Here is an 18,627-nt window from a genome sequence, read left to right on the forward strand (position 1 = left end):
GGCAGCTAGGGGCGGCGTAAATTGAGGCGACAACATCAGGCGACCGAGCCTGGATGCCCTCACGGCCGAAACCAAACCTCGAATTCTGCGCCGCCGACATCCACTTTGCCGGAGCGGTAATGGTCCAGTGCCCACCCGTTACTCTTTTGGGCCATGGTCGCTCGATCTTCGCCAGCGTCCTCCAACTCGTTCAAATCGACATAGAACCCGCACTCGGTGCGGGGAATGCGCCCCGCTTCGCCCGTCGCGTCGATGGCGGACAGCGGGAGGTCGCGCTCTCGACCCGTTTCGAGCAACTGGAGCATTCGAACGAAAGAGAGACGACCGGACCCCTTCGCGGTGAGCGCGGCAGCTATCGTGCGATCGAGGTCGAAGGACATTTGGGGGATGCTGTCGGACGTTCGGATTTAAGCCACGCCATCAACGTGCCGGCGCCGGAGAGGGGAGACAAGCGTCAGGGCTCGGCCCACATCCGCAGCAGGTTGTGGTAGCAGCCGGTCAGGGCGACGATCTGCGGGTCGGTCTGGCCGGCGGTCTCGGCCAGGCGCTGGATCGACAGGTCCATGTCGAACAGCAGGGTGCGCCGGGCGTCGTCGCGCACCAGGCTCTGGATCCAGAAGAAGCAGGCCACGCGCGCGCCGCGGGTGACCGGCTCGACCCGGTGCAGGCTGGAGGCCGGATAGAGCACCATCGAGCCCGCCGGCAGCTTCACCTGGTGGACGCCGTAGGTGTCGTCGACCGTCAGCTCGCCGCCGTCGTATTCGTCCGGCTCGGCCAGGAAGAGCGTGGCGGACAGGTCGGTGCGCACCGCGCCGGAGCCGTCGGGCAGGCGGCGGATGGCGTTGTCGACGTGATCGCCGAAGTCCTGGCCGCTTTCGTAGCGGTTGAACAGCGGCGGGTAGATCCGCTGGGGCAGGGCGGCGGACAGGAACAGCAGGTTGCGCTCCAGGGCCTTGGTGACCAGCGCCCCCAGTTCCAGCGCCTGGACGCAGTCCTGCGGCAGCTGGCGGTTGCGCTTGGCCAGCGCCGACTGGTGGCCGGCGGTGATGCGGCCGTCCGCCCAGGGCGCGGTCTCCAGCACCTGGCGCGCATAGGCCACCTGCTCTGGCGTCAGCACGTCGGGAACTTGCAGCAGCATGGGGCCTCCGAACGCGGAAGGGCCCCGCCGGGACGGGGCCCTCAAGCTTGATCAATCTGGACTAGAAGCGGAAGCCGAGGGACAGGACCGCCGACCGGGCCGCGCCGGGGGCCAGGTGGCCGCCCCCTACGTTATCGAAGTAGCGCTCGTCGGCCAGGTTGTAGACGTTCACGCGAACCGAGACGTCGTCGGTGACGTCGTAGGCCGCCATGGCGTCGAAGGTCCAGTACTCCGGCACTTCGCGGGTGTTGGTGTTGTTGGCGAAGCGCGCGCCGACGTACTGGGCGCCGGCGCCCAGCTGCACCTTCTGTACCGGCTCCCAGGTCGCCCACACGTTGAAGGTGTTCTCCGGCGTGTTCGACAGGGTCTTGCCCTGTTCCGGGATGAGGTTGGTCACGGTGTTGGACTTAACGATCGTCCCGTCCATCCAGGTGTAGCCGGCGAACACGGACAAGGTTTCGGTCAGCTGGCCGCTGACGCCGATCTCGAAGCCGTCGACGCGTTGCTCGCCCTCCAGGATGACCGTGGAGTCGAAGGCGCTGGTGGGCGTCCGGGCGTTGGTCTTTTCGGTGCGGAACAGCGCGGCCGTGACCAGCAGCGACTTGTCCAGCAACTCCCACTTGGTTCCCAGCTCGTAGCTGCGGCTCTCCTCGGGGTCGAGGGTGGTGTTCGTCGGGGTGGCGCTCGCCAGGTTGACGAAGTCGATGCCCGGATTGAACGAGGTGCCGTAGCCGAAGTAGACGCTGCCGTTCGAGGTCGGCTTGTAGATCAGGCCGGCCTTCCAGCTGACCATTTCGTCCGTCTTCCTATTGAAGTCGACAGAGGTGTTCGGCTGTTGCGGGGTCACGCTCAGGGCCTGGACCGGGTTGTAGGTCAGCTCGTAGCGATCCCATCGCAGGCCGGCGGCCACCTCCCAGTGCTCGTTCAGGGCGACGGTGTCGAAGGCGTACAGGCTGACCGAGTCGCCGCGGACCTTGTTGATCCCGTTGTCGACGATCGTGCCGGTGTAGGGGCGGCGGAAGTCGGGGTTGTACAGGTTGGTCGGACTCGAGTTCGGGCCGCTGAGGAAGTGGTTCTTGGAGTCCTCGCGGCTGAGCTCCAGGCCGGCCACCGCCTTGTGGTCCAGGGCGCCGGTGGCGAAGCGGGCCGTCAGCAGGGTCTGGTTGATCAGGATTTCGTCGGTCTGGTCGCGGTGCTTGAACTCGGCGACCACGTCGGCCGAGCTGGCGCTGGCGAAGCGCGGCGACGAAACGACCGAGTCCCGGTGAGTGCGGATGTAGCGCAGGGTGTTGGACAGGCTGACGGCGTCGGAGACGTCGCGCTCGATCTTCACCGTGCCGACGTCGGTCCTGACGTCTTCGTAGTCTCGGTTCACCAGGCCGTAGAAGTTCGAGGGGTCGACCGGGGCCGGCTTGCCGCGCCAGGCGGCGAGCGTCGGATTGGTGTTGGTCTCCGGCACCCAGGGGATGCCGTAGTCGGGCATGTTGTCCTGCTCCAGGTGCAGCCAGCCGGCGGTCAGGCGCGTGGCGGTCTCCAGGCCGAAGGCGATGGTCGGAGCGACGCCCCAGCGGCGCGCGTAGACCTCGTCGCGGCCCGGCGCGTCGGCGCTGTAGGCCATGGCGTTCAGGCGCAGCGCGACGGTGTCGCTGACCGGCAGGTTGGCGTCGACGGTGGCGCGGGCGTAGGCCGAGCTGCCGCCGCCGACCGTGCCGGCGACGAAGCGGTCCAGGGTCGGGGTCTTGCTGACCTGGTTGATCGAGCCGCCGGTCGAGCCGCGGCCGACATAGGCCGAGGCCGGCCCCTTGATCACTTCGACGCTCTCCAGGTTGAAGGAGTCGCGGGTGTAGCCGCCGACGTCGCGCACGCCGTCCACGAACATGTCCGTGCGGGCGCTGAAGCCGCGGATCGTCAGATTGTCGCCGTTCGGCACGCCACCTTCGCCGGCCTGCATGCTGATGCCCGGCACGTTGCGCAAGACGTCGCGCAGGGTGGTCGCGCCGCGGGCCTCGATCACCTCCTGCGGGACGATGGTGATGCTTTGCGGCGCGTCGAGCAGCTTGCCGATCTTCGGATCGGCCGAGCGTTCGGCGCCCGGCGCCTCGACCGTCACGCTCGATACGCTGGTGGGCTCGTCGAGCTCCGCCGTTTCGGCCAGGGCCGCGGGCGCTAGCAGGGCGGCGGCCGCGCCGGCCAGGCTCACCCGCAGGACAGCGGTCTTGGCGGCGGCCTTCACCCCCGACGGGTTCGACGATCTCATTTTCTTGCGCCCCTCAGCGCTCGCTTTTGCGAGTGGTTCTCAATTGCGGGTGATTGATAATCACTCGCAGAGGGGCTAGGCAAGCGAAACTTGGCAATAAGGGGCGACCGGCATGGCGCGGCGGGGCGATTTGCGGCGAGTGTGGTTCCAGGTCCACTTGTGGATCGGGGTGCTGCTGTCGGCGGTGCTGATCCCGCTGAGCCTCACCGGCACGCTGCTGGTCTGGCACGACTGGACCGACGGGATCGCCAATCCCCAGCGCTACAACACCTCGACCCAGTTGGCCTCGCTGCCGATGTCCGCCTACGCGCAGGCGGCGCGCGCGGTGCTGAAGCCCGACGAGCGGATCGCCTCGGTCGAACTGCCCGACCACGCCGGGTCGCCGGTGGTGGTCACCGCCGCCGGCAAGCCGGTGAAGGGCGCGCGCCCGGGCTCCGCCCCGCGGCCGACCGTGTGGCTGGATCCCGCCACCGCCCGGGTGCTCGACCAGGGCGACGCCAACACCGGCGTGCTGCGGATCCTGCACGTCTTCCACGGCACGCTGAACATCCCCGAGGTCGGCCGCAAGGTGGTGGGCTGGTTCGGCTGGGCCATGCTGACCTCGGCCCTGACCGGCCTGTGGCTCTGGTGGCCGCGCAACGGCGCCGTCCTGAAGGGGCTGCGCTGGACGCGCGGGCCGCTGTTCACCGGCAACCTGCATCACCTGGTCGGCTTCTGGATCTGCATCCCGCTGGCGACCCTGGCCTTCACCGGCGCCTATATCTCCTTCCCGCAGACCATGAAGGCCGCCGTCGCGCCGCTGGTCGGCGAAGCCCGCGCCAAGGGCGCCGGCCCCGCCCAGGGCGGCCCGCGCGGCCGCGCCCGTCCGGTGGCGGAGACCATGCTCACGCCGGACCAGGCCGCGGCCCGGGCCCTCGAGAGCGCCCAGGGCGGCCGGGCGGACGCGCGGGTGACGCGCCTGGGCTGGCCGACCGAGAAGAGCTCGGACTGGACCGTCCGCCTGACCGGGACCACGGCCGAAGTGAAGGTCGCCGACGCCTCAGGCGAGGTTTCGGTCGACGCGCCCAAGGGCGGGACCGACGGCGTCGCGCGCGTCATGCGCCAGATCCACTACGGCACGGACACCGGCCCGGTGTGGCAGGCCATCATCTTCCTGGGCGGGATCGCGCCTCTGCTGCTGGGCGTCACCGGCGTGGTCATGTGGTTGAAAAACCGGGCCGGACGACGGGCCGTGGAGGCTGCGCGGCGTGGTCGGTGAAGCTTTACAAAGCAAGGGTTTAAGCGTCCCGGCCTAGGGAACGCCCCCCCGGCGCGCGAGTTCTCCCTCGACCTGACAGGCCGAGGTGACCCTCCATGCGCATCGCCCAGATCGCCCCGCTCGCGGAGGCCGTACCGCCGAAGATGTACGGTGGGACCGAGCGGGTCGCGTCCTGGCTCACGGAAGAACTGGTGGCCCAGGGGCACGAGGTGACCCTGTACGCCAGCGGCGATTCGGTGACCTCGGCGGAGCTGGTGCCTTGCACGCCGACCGGCCTGCGCCTGGCCGGCATCCGCGACCACGTGGCGTCCACCTTGGTCATGCTGGATCGGCTTCGCCGCGAGGCGGACCGCTACGACGTCCTGCACTTCCACGTCGACCTGCTGCAGTTCGCCCTGTTCAAGGACCTGGCGCACAAGTCGGTCACCACCCTGCACGGCCGTCTGGACATCCCGGACTACCAGCCGGTGTTCCGCGCCTTTCCGCACATGCCGCTGGTGTCGATCTCCGACGCCCAGCGCCGGCCCATGCCGCCGGTCAACTGGATGGCCACCGTCCATCACGGCCTGCCCCCCGACCTGATCGGCTTCTCGCCGCGGCACGCGGGCTATCTCGCCTTCCTGGGCCGCATCTCGCCGGAGAAGCGGCCCGACCGGGCGATCGAGATCGCGCGCCGGGTGGGCCTGCCGCTGCGCATCGCCGCCAAGGTCGACAAGGCCGACCAGGACTATTTCGAGCAGCGGATCCGCCCGCTGCTCGACGACCCGCTGGTCGAGTTCATCGGCGAGATCGGCGACGCCGAGAAGCCGGCCTTCCTGGGCGGCGCGGCCGCCCTGCTGTTCCCGATCGACTGGCCCGAGCCGTTCGGCCTGGTGATGATCGAGGCCATGGCCGCCGGCACGCCGGTGGTCGCCTGGGGCGACGGCTCGGTGCCGGAAGTGATCGACGACGGCGTCTCGGGCTTCGTGGTCGACAGCCTGGACGCGGCGGTCGAGGCGGTGCGCCAGGCCGCCGCCTTCGACCGCAACGCCGTACGCGCGCGTTTCGAGAGCCGCTTCACCGCCGCGCGCATGGCCCACGACTACGTCGCCGTCTACGAGTCCCTGCAGGCCGTCGAGGCCGCCAAGGTCGCGGTGGCGGATTCCCTGGCCGGCCGCCGCGCCGCAGTCCTGGCGTCGACATGAACAAGCCGATGAACCCGCCGCCGAACGGCGGCGAGCCGCTGCCCGAACACTACATCGAGGCCGAACGCTCCCTGGTCGACCGGGCGCTGCGCACGCTCAAGCACCAGGACGCCTTCGCCGTGTTCGACGCCTACGGGGACGTCGGCACGGTCGAGGACGGTCCGGAGGGGCTGTACTTCCAGGACACCCGCTTCCTGTCGCACTACGAGTTCCTGCTGGAGAAGAAACGGCCTCTGCTGCTGAGCTCGGTGGTGCTGGACGACAACGCCGCCCTGGCGGTCGACTGCGCCAACCCGGACATCCGGGGCGAGGACGGCAACCTGCGGCTGCCGAAAGACTCGATCTTCGCCGCCCGCAAGAAGTTCCTGCGCGACGGCGTGTGCTTCGAGCGCTTCTCGCTGCGGAACTTCGCCGCATGCAAGGAGCGGTTCAGCGCCGACCTGCTGTTCGGCGCCGACTTCCACGACCTGTTCGAGGTGCGCGGCGAGCGCCGGCCGGCGCGCGGGACCACCACCATCAACCGCGTCTCCGACCGGGAGATCCGCTTCGTCTACCTGGGCCTCGACGGACTGGAGCGGACCACCACCGTCTGCTTCTCGCCGACCCCGGCCAAGCTGGACACCGGCCGGGCCAGCTGGAACTTCGAACTGGAGCCCAACGGCCGCGCCCACATCGTGGTCACCGTCACCTGCCGCATGTCGAAGTCGGCCGGCGAGGACCCCTCGCGCTACGCCGACGCCTACCGCCACACCCGCCGGGCGATGCGGGCGCGGGTGCGCCGGCTGCTGAACGTCTCCAGCTCCAACGCCCTGTTCAACGCGGTCATGTCGCGGTCGATCTTCGACCTGAACATGCTCTTCACCGAGACCAAGTACGGTCCTTACCCGTACGCCGGCGTGCCCTGGTTCTCGACCGTGTTCGGCCGTGACGGGATCATCACAGCCATGGAGGTGCTGTGGTGCGAGCCCGAGGTGGCGCGCGGCGTGCTGGGCGTGTTGGCCCGCACCCAGGCCACCACGTCGAACCCCGCCGCCGACTCCCAGCCGGGCAAGATTCTGCACGAGCTGCGTGGCGGCGAAATGGCCCGGCTCGGCGAGGTGCCGTTCCGCGAGTACTACGGCACGGTCGACGCCACGCCGCTGTTCGTCATGCTGGCCGGCATGTACTTCGAGCGGACCGGCGACCTGGAGACCGTCCGCCAGATCTGGCCGAACATCCTGGCCGCCATCCGTTGGATCGACGAGTACGGCGACCTCGACGGCGACGGTTTCGTCGAATACGCGCGGGAGACCGAACAGGGCCTGGCCAACCAGGGCTGGAAGGATTCCAACGACTCCGTGTTCCACGCCGACGGCCGTCTGGCCCGCGCGCCCATCGCGCTGGTCGAGGTGCAGGCCTACGTGCACGCCGCGAAGCGCCACGCCGGGGTGCTGGCGCGCGCGCTCGGCGAGGACGCGCTCGCGGCCGAGTTCGACGCGGCGGCCGAGACCCTGCGCGAGGCGTTCGAGAAGGCGTTCTGGGACGAGGAGCTGGGCACCTACGCCGAGGCGCTGGACGGCGACAAGAACCCCTGCCGGATTCGCACCTCCAACGCCGGCCACGCCCTGTTCACCGGCACGGCGGCGCCCGAACGGGCCCGACGGGTGACCGACGCCCTGATGAGCGAGGCCAGCTTCACGGGGTGGGGCATCCGCACCGTCTCGGCCAGCGAGGCTCGCTACAATCCGATGAGCTACCACAACGGCTCGATCTGGCCGCACGACAACGCCATGTGCGCCATGGGCATGGCCCGCTACGGCCACAAGCGCCAGGCCGCCAAGGTCCTGGAGGGCCTGTTCGAGACCGCCGCCTACCAGGACTTCAACCGCCTGCCTGAGCTTTTCTGCGGGTTCGCACGCAAGACCCGGCGCGGACCGACCGCCTATCCGGTGGCCTGTTCGCCGCAGGCCTGGGCCGCGGCCGCGCCCTTCGCCCTGCTCGCCGCCTGCATGGGCATAGAGGTCGACCACGCGGCCGACTGCGTGCGCTTCTCCGACCCGATCCTGCCGGCGTTCCTGGACTTCGTGATCCTGCGCGATTTCGAGGTGCGCGACTCCAAGCTCACCCTGCGGCTGTACCGATACGGCGACGACGTCATGGTCAACGTCATGAAGCGGGCTGGCCCGGCGCGGGTGATCCTCATGAAGTGAGCCGGGCGGACCCGGCCGAGGGGAACGCCGCGGGCGGACGCGTGTTGCTGTCCTTCGATGCAGGCCCCTTCGTACGAGCGCGGGTCGCCGCCGCCGCCCGAGCCGCTCGGGCGGGGGCGCGACAGTCTTTTTCTCGACCTCGACGGCACCCTGGTCGGCATCCGCGCGCGCCCGGAAGACGTGGTCGCCGAGGCGGAGCTGCTGGAGCTGCTGCCACGGCTTTCCGATTGGCTGGAGGGTCGGGTGGCGGTGGTCAGCGGCCGCTCGGTCGCCGACGTCGACCGTATCCTTCAGGGCCGGGTGCGCTGCGTGGCCGGCGTGCACGGCCTGGAATGGCGCTCCGAGTTCGGCGGGCCGGTGGTCCTTGCGGCCGAGCGTCTGGACCCCGTCGTCGCCGGCGAGCTGAAGGCCTTCGCCGAGAACCGCCCCGGCCTGCTGGTCGAGGACAAGGGGCTGGGCGTGGCGCTGCACTACCGCGGCGCGCCCGAGCGCGAGGGTGAAGCGGTCGCCTTCGCCGAGCGGCTGGCCGCAGAGCACGGCCTGACCGCCCAGCACGGCGCCAAGGTCGTGGAGGTGCGCTCGCCCGCCGCCGACAAGGGCGAAGCCATCGCCCGGTTTCTGACCGCGCCGCCGTTCGCGGGCACGCGTCCGGTGTTCGTGGGCGACGACGTCACCGACGAGGACGGCTTTCGCCGGGCCGCCGAACTGGGCGGCCTGGGCGTGCTGGTCGGCCCGGTGCGGCCGACGGCGGCGACGTGCCGGTTGCCCGACGAGGGCGCCGTGCGGGTTTGGCTTCAAAGGTCGCTGGGGAGTGAGGCGTAATGGCTGACGTCAATTTGGACCTGGCCCCGATCGGCAACTGCACGGTCAGCGCCCTGGTCGACCGGCTGGGCCGCTACATCTGGGCCTGCGTGCCGCGTGTGGACGGCGATCCGGTGTTCTGCGGCCTGCTGGGCGGGCGCGACCCGTCCGCGCCCGACGCCACGGGGGTCTGGTCGATCGAGCTGGAGGACCTGGCCTCGGCCGAGCAGACCTATCTGCGCAACACCCCGGTGCTCAGCACCCGGCTGACCGACCGCCAGGGCGCGGTGCTGGAAATCCTCGACTTCTGCCCGCGCTTCCGGCGGCTGGGGCGCATGTACCGGCCGATCGCCTTCGCGCGGCTGGTGCGACCGGTCTCCGGCGCGCCGCGCATCCGCATGAAGCTGCGCCCCATGGTCGACTGGGGCCGGCGTCCGGCGGAGCGGACCTGGGGCTCGAACCACGTCCGCTATGTCGGCGACCGCGGCGCCCTGCGCCTGACCACCAACGCGCCGGTCAGCCACGTGATCGATGAGCGGGTGTTCCGGGTCGAGGGCGAACTGGCCTTCTTTCTGGGGCCGGACGAGTCGTTCTCCGAGGACGTGGGCCAGCGCACCCGCCAGATGGTCGACGAGACGGTCGGCTACTGGCGCGACTGGGTGCGTACCCTGTCGGTGCCGCTGGAATGGCAGCAGGTGGTGATCCGCGCGGCCATCACGCTCAAGCTCTGCGCCTTCGAGGAGACCGGGGCCATCGTCGCCGCCCTGACCACCTCGGTGCCGGAGGCGCCCCACAGCGGACGCAACTGGGACTACCGCTTCTGCTGGATCCGCGACGCCTACTACGTGGTGCAGGCGCTCAACCGGCTGGGCGTCGCCGACATGCTGGAGAACTATCTCGGCTATCTGCGCAACCTGGTCGACAACGCCCGCGGCGGGCACATCCAGCCGCTGTACGGCGTCGGCCTGGAGCCGGTGCTCAGCGAACGGATCATCGAGAACCTGCCGGGCTATCGCGGCATGGGCCCGATCCGTTGCGGCAACCAGGCTCACGAGCACCTGCAGCACGACGTCTACGGCCAGATCGTGCTGTCCAACGTCCAGGCCTTCTTCGACCAGCGCCTGCTGCGCATGGCCGACGTGGAGGACTTCAAGGCGCTGGAGAAGGTGGGCGAGCGGGCCTGGCAGCTGCACGCCTCGCCCGACGCGGGGCTGTGGGAATTCCGCACCCGCGCGGCGGTGCACACCTATTCCTCGGCCATGTGCTGGGCCGCCTGCGACCGGTTGTGCAACGCCGCCGGCGCGCTGGGCCTGGCCGAGCGCCAGGCGTTCTGGCGCGACCGGGCCGACCAGATCCGCGCCCGCATCGACCGCGAGGCGTTCAATCCGCAGCTCGGCCGCTACGCCGCCACCTTCGGCGGCGTGGACGACATCGACGCCAGCCTGCTGCAGCTGGTCGAGATGCGCTTCGTCCAGCCCGAGGACCCGCGCTTCAAGGCCACCCTCGACGCGGTCGAGCGCGGGCTGCGGCGGGGCTCCTACATGCTGCGCTACGCCGTCCCCGACGACTTCGGCATGCCGGAGACCGCGTTCAACTTCTGCACCTTCTGGCTGATCGAGGCCCTGCACCGGGTCGGCCGCACCCAGGAGGCGCGCGACCTGTTCAACGAGACGCTGAAGACCCTGACCCATTCGGGCCTGCTGTCCGAGGACACCGACCTGAAGACCGGCGAGCTGTGGGGGAATTTCCCGCAGACCTATTCGCTGGTCGGGCTCATCAACTGCGCCGTCCTGCTGTCGCAGCCCTGGAGCTCGGTGCGTTGAGCAGGCTGATCTGCGTTTCCAACCGGGTGACGCCGCCCTCCACGAAGGGGGCGGGCAGCCAGGGGGGCTTGGCGCTCGCGCTCGGCGCGGCCCTGCGCCAGTACCGCGGCATCTGGCTGGGCTGGAGCGGCCACACGACGCCGGAGTTCACCGGCCAGCTGACCATCCAGCGGACGGCCGGCGTCACCCTGGCGACCGTCGACCTCGAGGAGCAGGACGTCCAGGAGTACTACAACGGCTACGCCAACATGACGCTGTGGCCGCTGTTCCACCACCGCATCGACCTGACCGCCTACGACCGGTCGTTCGGGTCCGGCTACGAGCGGGTGAACCGGCGTTTCGCCGAGGTGCTGGCCCCGCTGATCGAACCCGACGACCTGATCTGGGTGCACGACTACCATCTGATCCCGTTGGCCCGGGAGCTGCGCAAGCGCGGGGTGAAGAACCCGATCGGCTTCTTCCTGCACATCCCCTGGCCGGCCCGCCAGCTCTTGGTCACGCTGCCCAGGCACCGCCAGCTGGTGGAGTCCCTGTTCGAGTACGACCTGGTCGGCTTCCACACCGACGAGTGGCTGGACGCCTTCCACGGCTACGTCGCCAAGGAGGCCGGCGGCCAGGTGCTGGCCGACGGGCGGGTGCGCGCCTTCGGGCGGACTATCCGGGCTCGGGCCTTCCCGATCGGCATCGACGCCGAGGACTTCGCCGCCATCGCCGGCTCGACCACCGCGAAGCGCAGCTGGGAGCGGATGATCAAGAGCGCCCAGGGGCGGGCCATGATCGTCGGTGTCGACCGGCTGGACTACTCCAAGGGGCTGGAGGAGCGCTTCCACGGCTACGAGCGCTTCCTGGCCGACAATCCAGACCTGCAGAAGCACGTCTTCCTGCTGCAGATCGCGCCGCCGACCCGCGAGGACGTCGAGGAATACCAGGAGATCCGTCAGCGACTGGAGGCCCTGACCGGCCGGATCAACGGGGTTTTTTCCGACGTCGACTGGGCGCCGATCCGCTACGTCAACCACGCCTTCCGGCGCGACGAGCTGGCCGGCGTCTATCGCGCCGCGCGGGTCGGCCTGGTCACCCCCTTGCGCGACGGCATGAACCTGGTGGCCAAGGAGTACGTCGCCGCCCAGGACCCGGAGGACCCCGGCGTGCTGATCCTTTCCCGTTTCGCCGGCGCGGCGCGGCAGATGCGCGAGGCGCTGATCGTCAACCCGTACAGCCAGGAAGACCTGTCTGACGCGCTGAAGCAGGGCCTGGCCATGCCGCTGGAGGAGCGGGTCGCGCGCTGGAGGGCGCTGATGGGCGGGGTGATGCGCGACGACGTGGTGGCCTGGCGCAATTCTTTCGTCGACGCCCTGACCGCCGTGCGCGAGGCTCCGCTGGAGGAGCTGGAAGGTCTGGCCGCGCCGGTCGAGCCGCGCAGCTTCGCCCCCGACCCGGCCAGCGCCGCCCTGGGTTTGCCATCCTAGCGTCAACGGTTGATCGCGTTGATCAGCCCGCGCGCGCCGTCGCCAGCACGCCGTTGACCGCCGCCTTCCAGCCGCGCCGCAGCCGCGCGCGTTCGTCCTCGCCCATGCGCGGCGCCCAGCGGACCGGCGCGTCGGCGGCCGGGACGTTCAGGCTGTCGATCAGGCCGGCCCCCAGCGCGGCCAGGCGGGCTGCGCCCAGCGCGGTCATCTCCTGGAAGGCCGGCCGCTCCACCGGCACGGCGCAGACGTCGGCCAGGAACTGCATGGCCCAGGCGTTGGCGGTGACTCCGCCGTCGACCTTCAGCACCGAGGGTCGCGGCGCGCCGTCGGCGTTAAGCGCGTCCAGCAGGTCGGCGGTCTGGTAGGCCAGCGACTCCAGGGCCGCGCGCACCAGGTGGGCGCGGGTGGTGTCGCGGGTGAGGCCCATCACCGCGCCGCGCGCTTCGGCCTCCCACCAGGGGGCGCCGAGGCCCGTGAAGCCCGGCACCAGATAGACCCCGCCGTTGTCGGTCAGGCTCTGCGCCACCGCCTCGGACTGGCGCGAATGCTCGATGACGCCGAGCCCTTCCTGCAGCCACTGCACCGCCGATCCGGCCGAGAAGATCGCGCCTTCCAGGGCGTAGGCCGCTTCGCCGTCGATGGAATAGCCCAGGGTCGAGAGCATCCGGTGCTTCGACGCGCGGGGCGTCGCGCCGACGTTCATGACCAGGAAGGCCCCGGTGCCGTAGGTCACCTTCGTCTCGCCGGGCTCAAGCGCGCCGTGGCCGACCAGGGCGGCGTGCTGGTCGCCGGCCATGCCGCAGATCGGGATGGCCCGGCCGAACAGGGCCGGATCGGTCTCGCCGAAGCGGCCGGCGCAGGGGCGGATCTCCGGCAGCACCGCGCGCGGCACGCCGAAGCGGGCCAGCAGGCCGTCGTCCCAGCGCCGCTCGGCCAGGTCGAACAGCAGGGTGCGCGCGGCGTTGGTGGCGTCAGTGGCGTGCACCGCTCCGCCGGTCAGGCGCGAGAGCAGGAAGCAGTCGATGGTGCCGACCGCCAACTCGCCGCGCTCGGCGCGCGCGCGCGCGCCTTCGACCCGGTCGAGCAGCCAGGCGATCTTGGTGGCGGAGAAGTAGGGGTCGAGCACCAGGCCGGTCTTCGCCTGGATCGCGGGCTCCTGGCCGTCGGCGCGCAGCCGCTCGCAGACGCCCGCCGTGCGCCGGTCCTGCCAGACCAGGGCCTTGTGCAGGGCCGCGCCGCCAGCCCGGTCCCACAGCACGGTGGTCTCGCGCTGGTTGGTGACGCCGATGGCGGCGATGGCGCTGGGCCCGCCCACGTCGCTGATCGCCTCGCGACAGACCTGCAGGGTCGCCGCCCAGATCTCCTCGGCGTCGTGCTCCACCCAGCCGGGCTGGGGATAGTGCTGCTGCAGAGGGATCTGGCGCAGGGCGCGGGGGCGCCAGTCTGCGTCGAACACGATGGCCCGGGTCGAGGTGGTGCCCTGGTCGATCGCCAGGATCATGGACGGCGCGGACATCAGGCCTCCTTCGCGCGACGGAGCGGTTCGGTTATGAGCGTAGCCGTCGCAGACCGCTTTGGGAGCCCCGCTATGAACGTCCCCGCCTTCGCCGACGTCGAGGACGCCGCGGCCCGCCTGGCCGGGCGGGCGGTGGTCACGCCGGTGCTGGAAAACGCGACCCTCAACGAGCGGGTCGGCCGGCGCGTGCTGCTGAAGGCCGAGTGCCTGCAGGTCAGCGGCAGCTTCAAGTTCCGCGGCGCCTACAACCGCATCAGCCGGCTGAGCGAAGACGAGCGTCGTCGCGGCGTGGTGGCCTATTCGTCCGGCAATCACGCCCAGGGCGTGGCGGCGGCGGCCAAGCTGGTCGGCGCGCCGGCCCTGATCGTCATGCCGTCGGACGCCCCCGCGGTGAAGGTCGAGGGCGTGCGCGCCTTCGGCGGCGAGGTGCGCCTGTACGACCGCTGGACGGAAAGCCGCGAGGCGATCGGCGCCGAGATCGCGGCCCAGCGCGGCTCGGTGCTGGTCCCCCCGTTCGACGACGTCTTCGTGATCGCCGGGCAGGGGACGACCGGTCTGGAGTTCGCCCGCCAGGCGCAGGCGGCCGGCGCGGGCCTCGAGGCCGTGCTGGTCCCGGCCAGCGGCGGCGGCCTGGTCGCCGGCGTCAACCTGGCCATGCAGGCCCTGAGCCCGGCGACCCGGGTGTTCTGCGTCGAGCCGCACGAGTTCAACGACTACCAGCTCTCGCTGGCCGCGGGCGAACGGGTGACCCACGGGCCCGGCCAGCCGTCCATGTGCGACGCCCTGATGTCGCCCATGCCGGGCGAGATCACCTTCGCGGTCAATCGCGACACCCTGGCCGGCGGCCTGACCGCCACCGAGGCCGAGGTGAGCGAGGCCGTGCGTTTCGCCTTCCGCCACCTGAAGCTGGTGGTCGAGCCTGGCGGCGCCGCCGGTCTGGCCGCCCTGCTGGCCGGGCGCGTTCCGGCCGGCGCGGGCGCGGTCGGCGTGGTGCTGTCCGGCGGCAATGTCGACCCGGCGCTCTACGCCCGACTGATCCAGGGCTGAGCGCCGCCGGGCCGCTTCTCAGCAAAGCCTCACATTTCGCTCATGCCGTCCGACCCCGCCCGCGCCAGGGATGAAGCCTCACTCAAGGCGGAGGCGAAGGCGATGGCGAGCAAGGCGGAAACAGGGTCGGGACGGCGTGGTCTGGGGTGGCGGATCGCCGGCTGGGCGGCCGGGACGGGGCTTCTGCTGCTGGTCCCGCTGGTCGCCATGCGGTTCACCCACGACGTGGTCTGGACCACCTCCGATTTCGTGTTCGCGGGCCTGCTCTTGTTCGGCTCGGCCCTCGCCTACGAGCTGATCGCCAGCACCCGTGGCGGGCTGGTCTATCGGGGCGCGGTGGCCGCCGCGATCGGCACGGCCTTCCTGCTGATCTGGGCCAACGGCGCGGTCGGCCTGATCGGCGGCGAGCGCGAGGACGCCAACCTGCTGTACGGCGGCGTGCTGGCCGTGGCGCTGATCGGCGCCCTGATCGGGCGTTTCCGGCCGAGCGGCATGGCCCGGGCCCTGTTCGCGACGGCGTTCGCCCAGGCGCTGGTCCCGCTGGTGGCGCTAGGCCTCGGCCTGGGCTCGATGGCCCTGATCTGGACGCAGGAGACCCTGGTGGTGAGCGGCGGCTTCGTGGCGCTCTGGCTGCTGGCGGCGGGCCTGTTCGTGGCCGCGGCGCGGAGCCCGACGCCGGCGGATTGACCCTGCGGCGCCCTTTACGGGCCGGCGGACGCGTGCGACCGGTCGGAGCTCGCTGCTTCGGTTGTCCGCATGTCCGCCGCCCCGGTCCTGATCGCGCCCCTGCCGCAACACCGGCTCGACGAGCCCAGGCTGTTCGCCTGGCTCGCCGGGCGCCTGCCGGGCTTCGCGGGGCCGGCCGAGCTGCGCCAGTTCCAGGGCGGGCAGTCGAACCCGACCTACCTGATCACCACGCCTGAGCGCCGCTACGTCCTGCGCAAGAAGCCGCCGGGCAAGCTCTTGCCCTCCGCCCACCAGATCGAGCGCGAGTACCGCGTGCTGCGCGCCCTGGACGGCACGGCCGTGCCGGTGCCGCCGGCCCGCGTGCTGTGCGAGGACGAGGGCGTCATCGGCACCGCCTTCTACGTCATGGATTTCGTCGACGGCCGCGTGCTGACCGACACCACGCTGGCGGCCTTGGAGAAGGACGAGCGGCGGCCGATCTACGACGCGATGGCGCAGACGCTCGCCGCCCTGCACCGGGTCGATTATCGGACCGCGGGCCTGGCCGACTTCGGCAAGCCGGAGAACTTCGTCGGCCGGCAGATCAACCTTTGGACCAAGCAGTACCTGGCGGCCAAGACCGACGAGCTGCCGGCCATGGACGCCCTGATGCGCTGGCTGCCGGAGAACGCGCCGGCCACGGAGGAAGTGACCGTCGTGCACGGCGATTTCCGGCTGGGCAACCTGCTCTACGCCCATGACGGTCCGCAGGTGCTGGCCGTGCTGGACTGGGAGCTGGCCACCCTGGGCCATCCGCTGTCGGACCTGGCCTATGTGGCCCTGCCGTATCATCTGCCGCCGGGCGGGCCGCTGCCGGGTCTGCGCGAGCTCGACGCCGCGGCCTGGGGCCTGCCGTCCGAGGCGGAGTTCCTGCAGGCCTACGCGCGCGCGGTCGGCCGCGAGGACATCCCCGACTGGCCGTTCTTCCTGGCGCTGTCGCTGTTTCGCCTCGCGGGCATCACCCAGGGCGTCTACGCGCGCGCCCTGCAGGGCAACGCCGCGGACGGCGGCGCGATGGCCATGGCCGCGGTCGCCCGCAGCGCCGCCGAGATCGGCTGGGAGATCGCCAGCGGCGCGCGCCGGGTCGCCTAGATCGACACCGCCGAATCCGGCGTCCGCTCGCTGAAGCCGGCGCCGACCGTGCGGGTGTCCTCGCGCCGGCCCTCTTCGCGCTCGCGCTCCTCTTCGAACCAGGCGACGGTCCGGCGCAGGCCCTCGTCGACCGGGGTCTTGGCGGACCAGCCCAGCACCTCGCGGGCGCGGGTGACGTCGGGACGGCGCCGCGTCGGGTCGTCGACCGGCAACGGCTTGCGGGTCACCGGCGAGCCGGAGTCGGTGATGCGCAGCACCCGCTCGACCAGCTCGTTGATGGTCAGCTCGGTCGGATTGCCGAGGTTCACCGGCCCCGGCGGCGGACCTTCGTAGGTCATCAGCCGCATCAACCCGTCGACCAGGTCGTCCACATAGCAGAACGAGCGGGTCTGGCGGCCGTCGCCGTAGATGGTCACCGGGTCGCCGGCCAGGGCCTGGGTGATGACGTTCGACACCACCCGGCCGTCGAAGGCGTCCAGGCGCGGGCCGTAGGTGTTGAAGATGCGCGCCACGCGCACCTCGGCCCGGCCGCCGCGCTCGAAGTCGAAGCACAGGGTCTCGGCCGCCCGCTTGCCTTCGTCGTAGCAGGCCCGCGGCCCGGTGGTGTTCACGCAGCCGCGGTAGCTTTCCACCTGGGGGTGGACCTCCGGGTCGCCGTAGATTTCGCTGGTCGAGGCCATCAGCAGGCGCGCGCCGGTGTCTTCACACAGGTGCAGCAGGTTGCGGGTGCCCAACACGCTGGTCAGCAGGGTGTGCTCGGGGTCGGCCTGGTAGAGCGGCGGGGAGGCCGGGCAGGCGAGGTTGTAGACGTAGTCGAACCGGCGCTTCAGCCGCGGCGGCAGGGGCTCGACCACGTCCGCCTCGACCAGGTCGAAGCGGCTGTCGCGGTAGAGGTGGCGGATGTTGCGCCGCCGGCCGGTGAGGAAGCTGTCGAGACAGACGACGTGATGCCCCTCGGCCAGCAACGCATCACAAAGGTGGGACCCCACGAAGCCTGCGCCTCCGGCCACGAGAACTTGGCGCGCCTTGCCGTTCTTCATCCCTCGTCCCCTCGGCGAGAATTAACGCTCCTCAACTTGGTCGGATCGGTCTTTGTTCGACCCGCCCCGATACAAAACGCGCGGCTCGGCGGCGGCCGCTTCGACCGTCACCCGAGAGCCACAGACAGGTCTCTCGGGCTGGCGGTTCGACGCGCCGGGCGGCGGTCCGGACCGCCGGTGACGCTGCGATAGACCCCCAGCATTCCGCGCGTCATGGCGTCGGCGGAATAACGGCCGGCGCGGGCGCGCGCGGCGCCCCCGCGCTCGGCGCGCAGGTTCGGGTCTGCCAGCAGCCGGTTGATCGCTGCGGCGCAGCCGTCGGCGTCGCCCGGCGCGAAGAACAGGGCCGCGCCCGACCACAGTTCGCGGTGGGCCGGCACGTCGGACAGCACCAGCGCGCAGCCGGCCTGGCCGGCGGCGAGCGCGCCCGGCGCGTCGGGCGCATAGCGCGCGGCCGAGGCGTAGATCGGCCGCTCCCGCAGCAGCTGGGCGGTGCGGACCGGGTCCAGCGGGCCCGGGGCCGACAGGCGCGCGAAACGTGTGCGTTCGCCGCGCGGGCCCAGCACCGGACCCAGCGCCACCACGGGCGCCTGGACCCGAGTGGCGGCCCGGTCGAGCGTCTCCATCTCGTCGCCGGCGTCCCACAGCCGGCCGACGGCCAGCACGAAGGGATCGGCCGCCGGTTCGGCGGCGGGGGCGATGGCGGCGCGGCGGCCGCCGCGGACCACGATAGGCCGGCGGCCGTAGGTCTCGGCGACGGCGGCGGCGAAGGCGGCGGTCGGCGCGACCGCGGCGGCGCAGCGGCCGTAGCCGTCGCGGGCCAGCTCGCTGCGCCAGCGGTCTTCGTCCGGGATCGGCGCGCCGCTGCGCATCGCCGACCACCAGGTGCCGGCGCAGCCTGCGGCGGCGACGATCACCGGCGCGGTGAAGCGCTCGGAGCAGGCCAGGGCGGGGTGGTCGAGCTGGACCAGGTCGGCGTGTGCGGCGGCGGCCAGGTCGGCCAGCACGTCGGCGGCGAAGCGGGTCTCGCCCGGCCGGTCGTGGGCGGCGATCGAGGGCAGGCCGGCGGCGGCCAGCTCCAGGCCTT

The 18,627-nt window shown here is 71.3% G+C and carries 15 protein-coding genes; 9 read left to right on the top strand and 6 right to left on the bottom strand.

Going from position 1 to position 18,627, the window contains the following annotated elements; all coding sequences use genetic code 11:
* Positions 1–59: 59 nt before the first annotated feature.
* From H8B08_RS17720 to H8B08_RS17730, 3 genes are all read right to left on the bottom strand, one after another.
* Entirely contained in the window at positions 60–380 is a 321-nt protein-coding gene (locus H8B08_RS17720; protein ID WP_187451528.1) for a hypothetical protein, read from the bottom strand.
* 74 nt (positions 381–454) lie between these two features.
* Complete coding sequence (locus tag H8B08_RS17725; protein WP_187451529.1) at positions 455–1,138, bottom strand: Fe2+-dependent dioxygenase; 684 nt, start codon at positions 1,136–1,138, stop codon at positions 455–457.
* A 61-nt stretch (positions 1,139–1,199) separates the two neighbouring features.
* On the bottom strand, positions 1,200–3,395 hold the full coding sequence (locus H8B08_RS17730; RefSeq protein WP_187451530.1) for a TonB-dependent siderophore receptor: 2,196 nt from the start codon (positions 3,393–3,395) through the stop codon (positions 1,200–1,202).
* A gap of 112 nt (positions 3,396–3,507) precedes the next feature.
* Between H8B08_RS17730 and H8B08_RS17735 the strand changes: the two genes are divergently transcribed.
* From H8B08_RS17735 to otsA, 6 genes are all read left to right on the top strand, one after another.
* Positions 3,508–4,653 (top strand): PepSY domain-containing protein, encoded by a 1,146-nt coding sequence (locus H8B08_RS17735; protein ID WP_187451531.1) that lies wholly within the window; start codon positions 3,508–3,510, stop codon positions 4,651–4,653.
* A 95-nt stretch (positions 4,654–4,748) separates the two neighbouring features.
* Positions 4,749–5,837: a glycosyltransferase family 4 protein gene (locus tag H8B08_RS17740; protein ID WP_187451532.1), complete on the top strand. Its 1,089-nt coding sequence runs from the start codon at positions 4,749–4,751 to the stop codon at positions 5,835–5,837.
* Positions 5,834–8,026, top strand: coding sequence for an amylo-alpha-1,6-glucosidase (locus H8B08_RS17745; RefSeq protein ID WP_187451533.1), 2,193 nt, complete (start codon positions 5,834–5,836; stop codon positions 8,024–8,026). The genes H8B08_RS17740 and H8B08_RS17745 overlap by 4 nt, the downstream gene beginning before the upstream one ends.
* A 57-nt stretch (positions 8,027–8,083) precedes the next feature.
* Entirely contained in the window at positions 8,084–8,848 is a 765-nt protein-coding gene (gene otsB / locus H8B08_RS17750; protein ID WP_187451534.1) for a trehalose-phosphatase, read from the top strand.
* Positions 8,848–10,650: a glycoside hydrolase family 15 protein gene (locus H8B08_RS17755; RefSeq protein ID WP_187451535.1), complete on the top strand. Its 1,803-nt coding sequence runs from the start codon at positions 8,848–8,850 to the stop codon at positions 10,648–10,650. The genes otsB and H8B08_RS17755 overlap by 1 nt, the downstream gene beginning before the upstream one ends.
* Positions 10,647–12,119 (top strand): alpha,alpha-trehalose-phosphate synthase (UDP-forming), encoded by a 1,473-nt coding sequence (gene otsA, locus H8B08_RS17760; protein WP_187451536.1) that lies wholly within the window; start codon positions 10,647–10,649, stop codon positions 12,117–12,119. The genes H8B08_RS17755 and otsA overlap by 4 nt, the downstream gene beginning before the upstream one ends.
* 22 nt (positions 12,120–12,141) lie before the next feature.
* Here otsA and glpK read toward each other — a convergent pair whose 3' ends face one another.
* The gene (gene glpK, locus H8B08_RS17765) at positions 12,142–13,635 is read right to left on the bottom strand and encodes a glycerol kinase GlpK (protein WP_255500932.1); all 1,494 of its coding nucleotides are present in this window, start codon (positions 13,633–13,635) and stop codon (positions 12,142–12,144) included.
* A 72-nt stretch (positions 13,636–13,707) separates the two neighbouring features.
* On the opposite strand from glpK, the gene H8B08_RS17770 reads away from it, so the two are divergent.
* The 3 genes from H8B08_RS17770 (at position 13,708) to H8B08_RS17780 (ending at position 16,500) form a co-directional block, all read left to right on the top strand.
* The gene (locus H8B08_RS17770; RefSeq protein WP_187451537.1) at positions 13,708–14,682 is read left to right on the top strand and encodes a threonine/serine dehydratase; all 975 of its coding nucleotides are present in this window, start codon (positions 13,708–13,710) and stop codon (positions 14,680–14,682) included.
* Positions 14,683–14,784: 102 nt separating this feature from the next.
* A complete protein-coding gene (locus H8B08_RS17775; RefSeq protein ID WP_187451538.1) occupies positions 14,785–15,369 on the top strand; it encodes a hypothetical protein in 585 nt (194 codons plus the stop codon).
* 69 nt (positions 15,370–15,438) lie between these two features.
* Complete coding sequence (locus H8B08_RS17780; RefSeq protein WP_187451539.1) at positions 15,439–16,500, top strand: phosphotransferase family protein; 1,062 nt, start codon at positions 15,439–15,441, stop codon at positions 16,498–16,500.
* On the opposite strand, the gene H8B08_RS17785 is transcribed toward H8B08_RS17780, so the two are convergent.
* Positions 16,497–17,540, bottom strand: coding sequence for a UDP-glucuronic acid decarboxylase family protein (locus tag H8B08_RS17785; RefSeq protein WP_163261899.1), 1,044 nt, complete (start codon positions 17,538–17,540; stop codon positions 16,497–16,499). The two genes, H8B08_RS17780 and H8B08_RS17785, sit on opposite strands and share 4 nt — an antisense overlap.
* Before the next feature lie 107 nt (positions 17,541–17,647).
* A partial coding sequence (locus H8B08_RS17790; RefSeq protein WP_187451540.1) for a glycosyltransferase occupies positions 17,648–18,627 on the bottom strand: 980 nt, incomplete at its 5' end.

Source organism: Caulobacter sp. 17J80-11, assembly GCF_014349105.1.
Classification (GTDB): domain Bacteria; phylum Pseudomonadota; class Alphaproteobacteria; order Caulobacterales; family Caulobacteraceae; genus 17J80-11.

Excerpts from the sequence above, each read along its gene's own strand:
- glpK (WP_255500932.1), bottom strand. The coding sequence starts at position 13,635 with ATGTCCGCGCCGTCCATGATCCTGGCGATCGACCAGGGCACCACCTCG.
- H8B08_RS17720 (WP_187451528.1), bottom strand. The coding sequence starts at position 380 with ATGTCCTTCGACCTCGATCGCACGATAGCTGCCGCGCTCACCGCGAAG.
- H8B08_RS17745 (WP_187451533.1), top strand. The coding sequence starts at position 5,834 with ATGAACAAGCCGATGAACCCGCCGCCGAACGGCGGCGAGCCGCTGCCC.
- H8B08_RS17780 (WP_187451539.1), top strand. The coding sequence starts at position 15,439 with ATGTCCGCCGCCCCGGTCCTGATCGCGCCCCTGCCGCAACACCGGCTC.
- H8B08_RS17775 (WP_187451538.1), top strand. The coding sequence starts at position 14,785 with ATGGCGAGCAAGGCGGAAACAGGGTCGGGACGGCGTGGTCTGGGGTGG.
- H8B08_RS17785 (WP_163261899.1), bottom strand. The coding sequence starts at position 17,540 with ATGAAGAACGGCAAGGCGCGCCAAGTTCTCGTGGCCGGAGGCGCAGGC.
- H8B08_RS17770 (WP_187451537.1), top strand. The coding sequence starts at position 13,708 with ATGAACGTCCCCGCCTTCGCCGACGTCGAGGACGCCGCGGCCCGCCTG.
- H8B08_RS17740 (WP_187451532.1), top strand. The coding sequence starts at position 4,749 with ATGCGCATCGCCCAGATCGCCCCGCTCGCGGAGGCCGTACCGCCGAAG.
- H8B08_RS17755 (WP_187451535.1), top strand. The coding sequence starts at position 8,848 with ATGGCTGACGTCAATTTGGACCTGGCCCCGATCGGCAACTGCACGGTC.
- otsB (WP_187451534.1), top strand. The coding sequence starts at position 8,084 with ATGCAGGCCCCTTCGTACGAGCGCGGGTCGCCGCCGCCGCCCGAGCCG.
- H8B08_RS17725 (WP_187451529.1), bottom strand. The coding sequence starts at position 1,138 with ATGCTGCTGCAAGTTCCCGACGTGCTGACGCCAGAGCAGGTGGCCTAT.
- H8B08_RS17735 (WP_187451531.1), top strand. The coding sequence starts at position 3,508 with ATGGCGCGGCGGGGCGATTTGCGGCGAGTGTGGTTCCAGGTCCACTTG.
- H8B08_RS17730 (WP_187451530.1), bottom strand. The coding sequence starts at position 3,395 with ATGAGATCGTCGAACCCGTCGGGGGTGAAGGCCGCCGCCAAGACCGCT.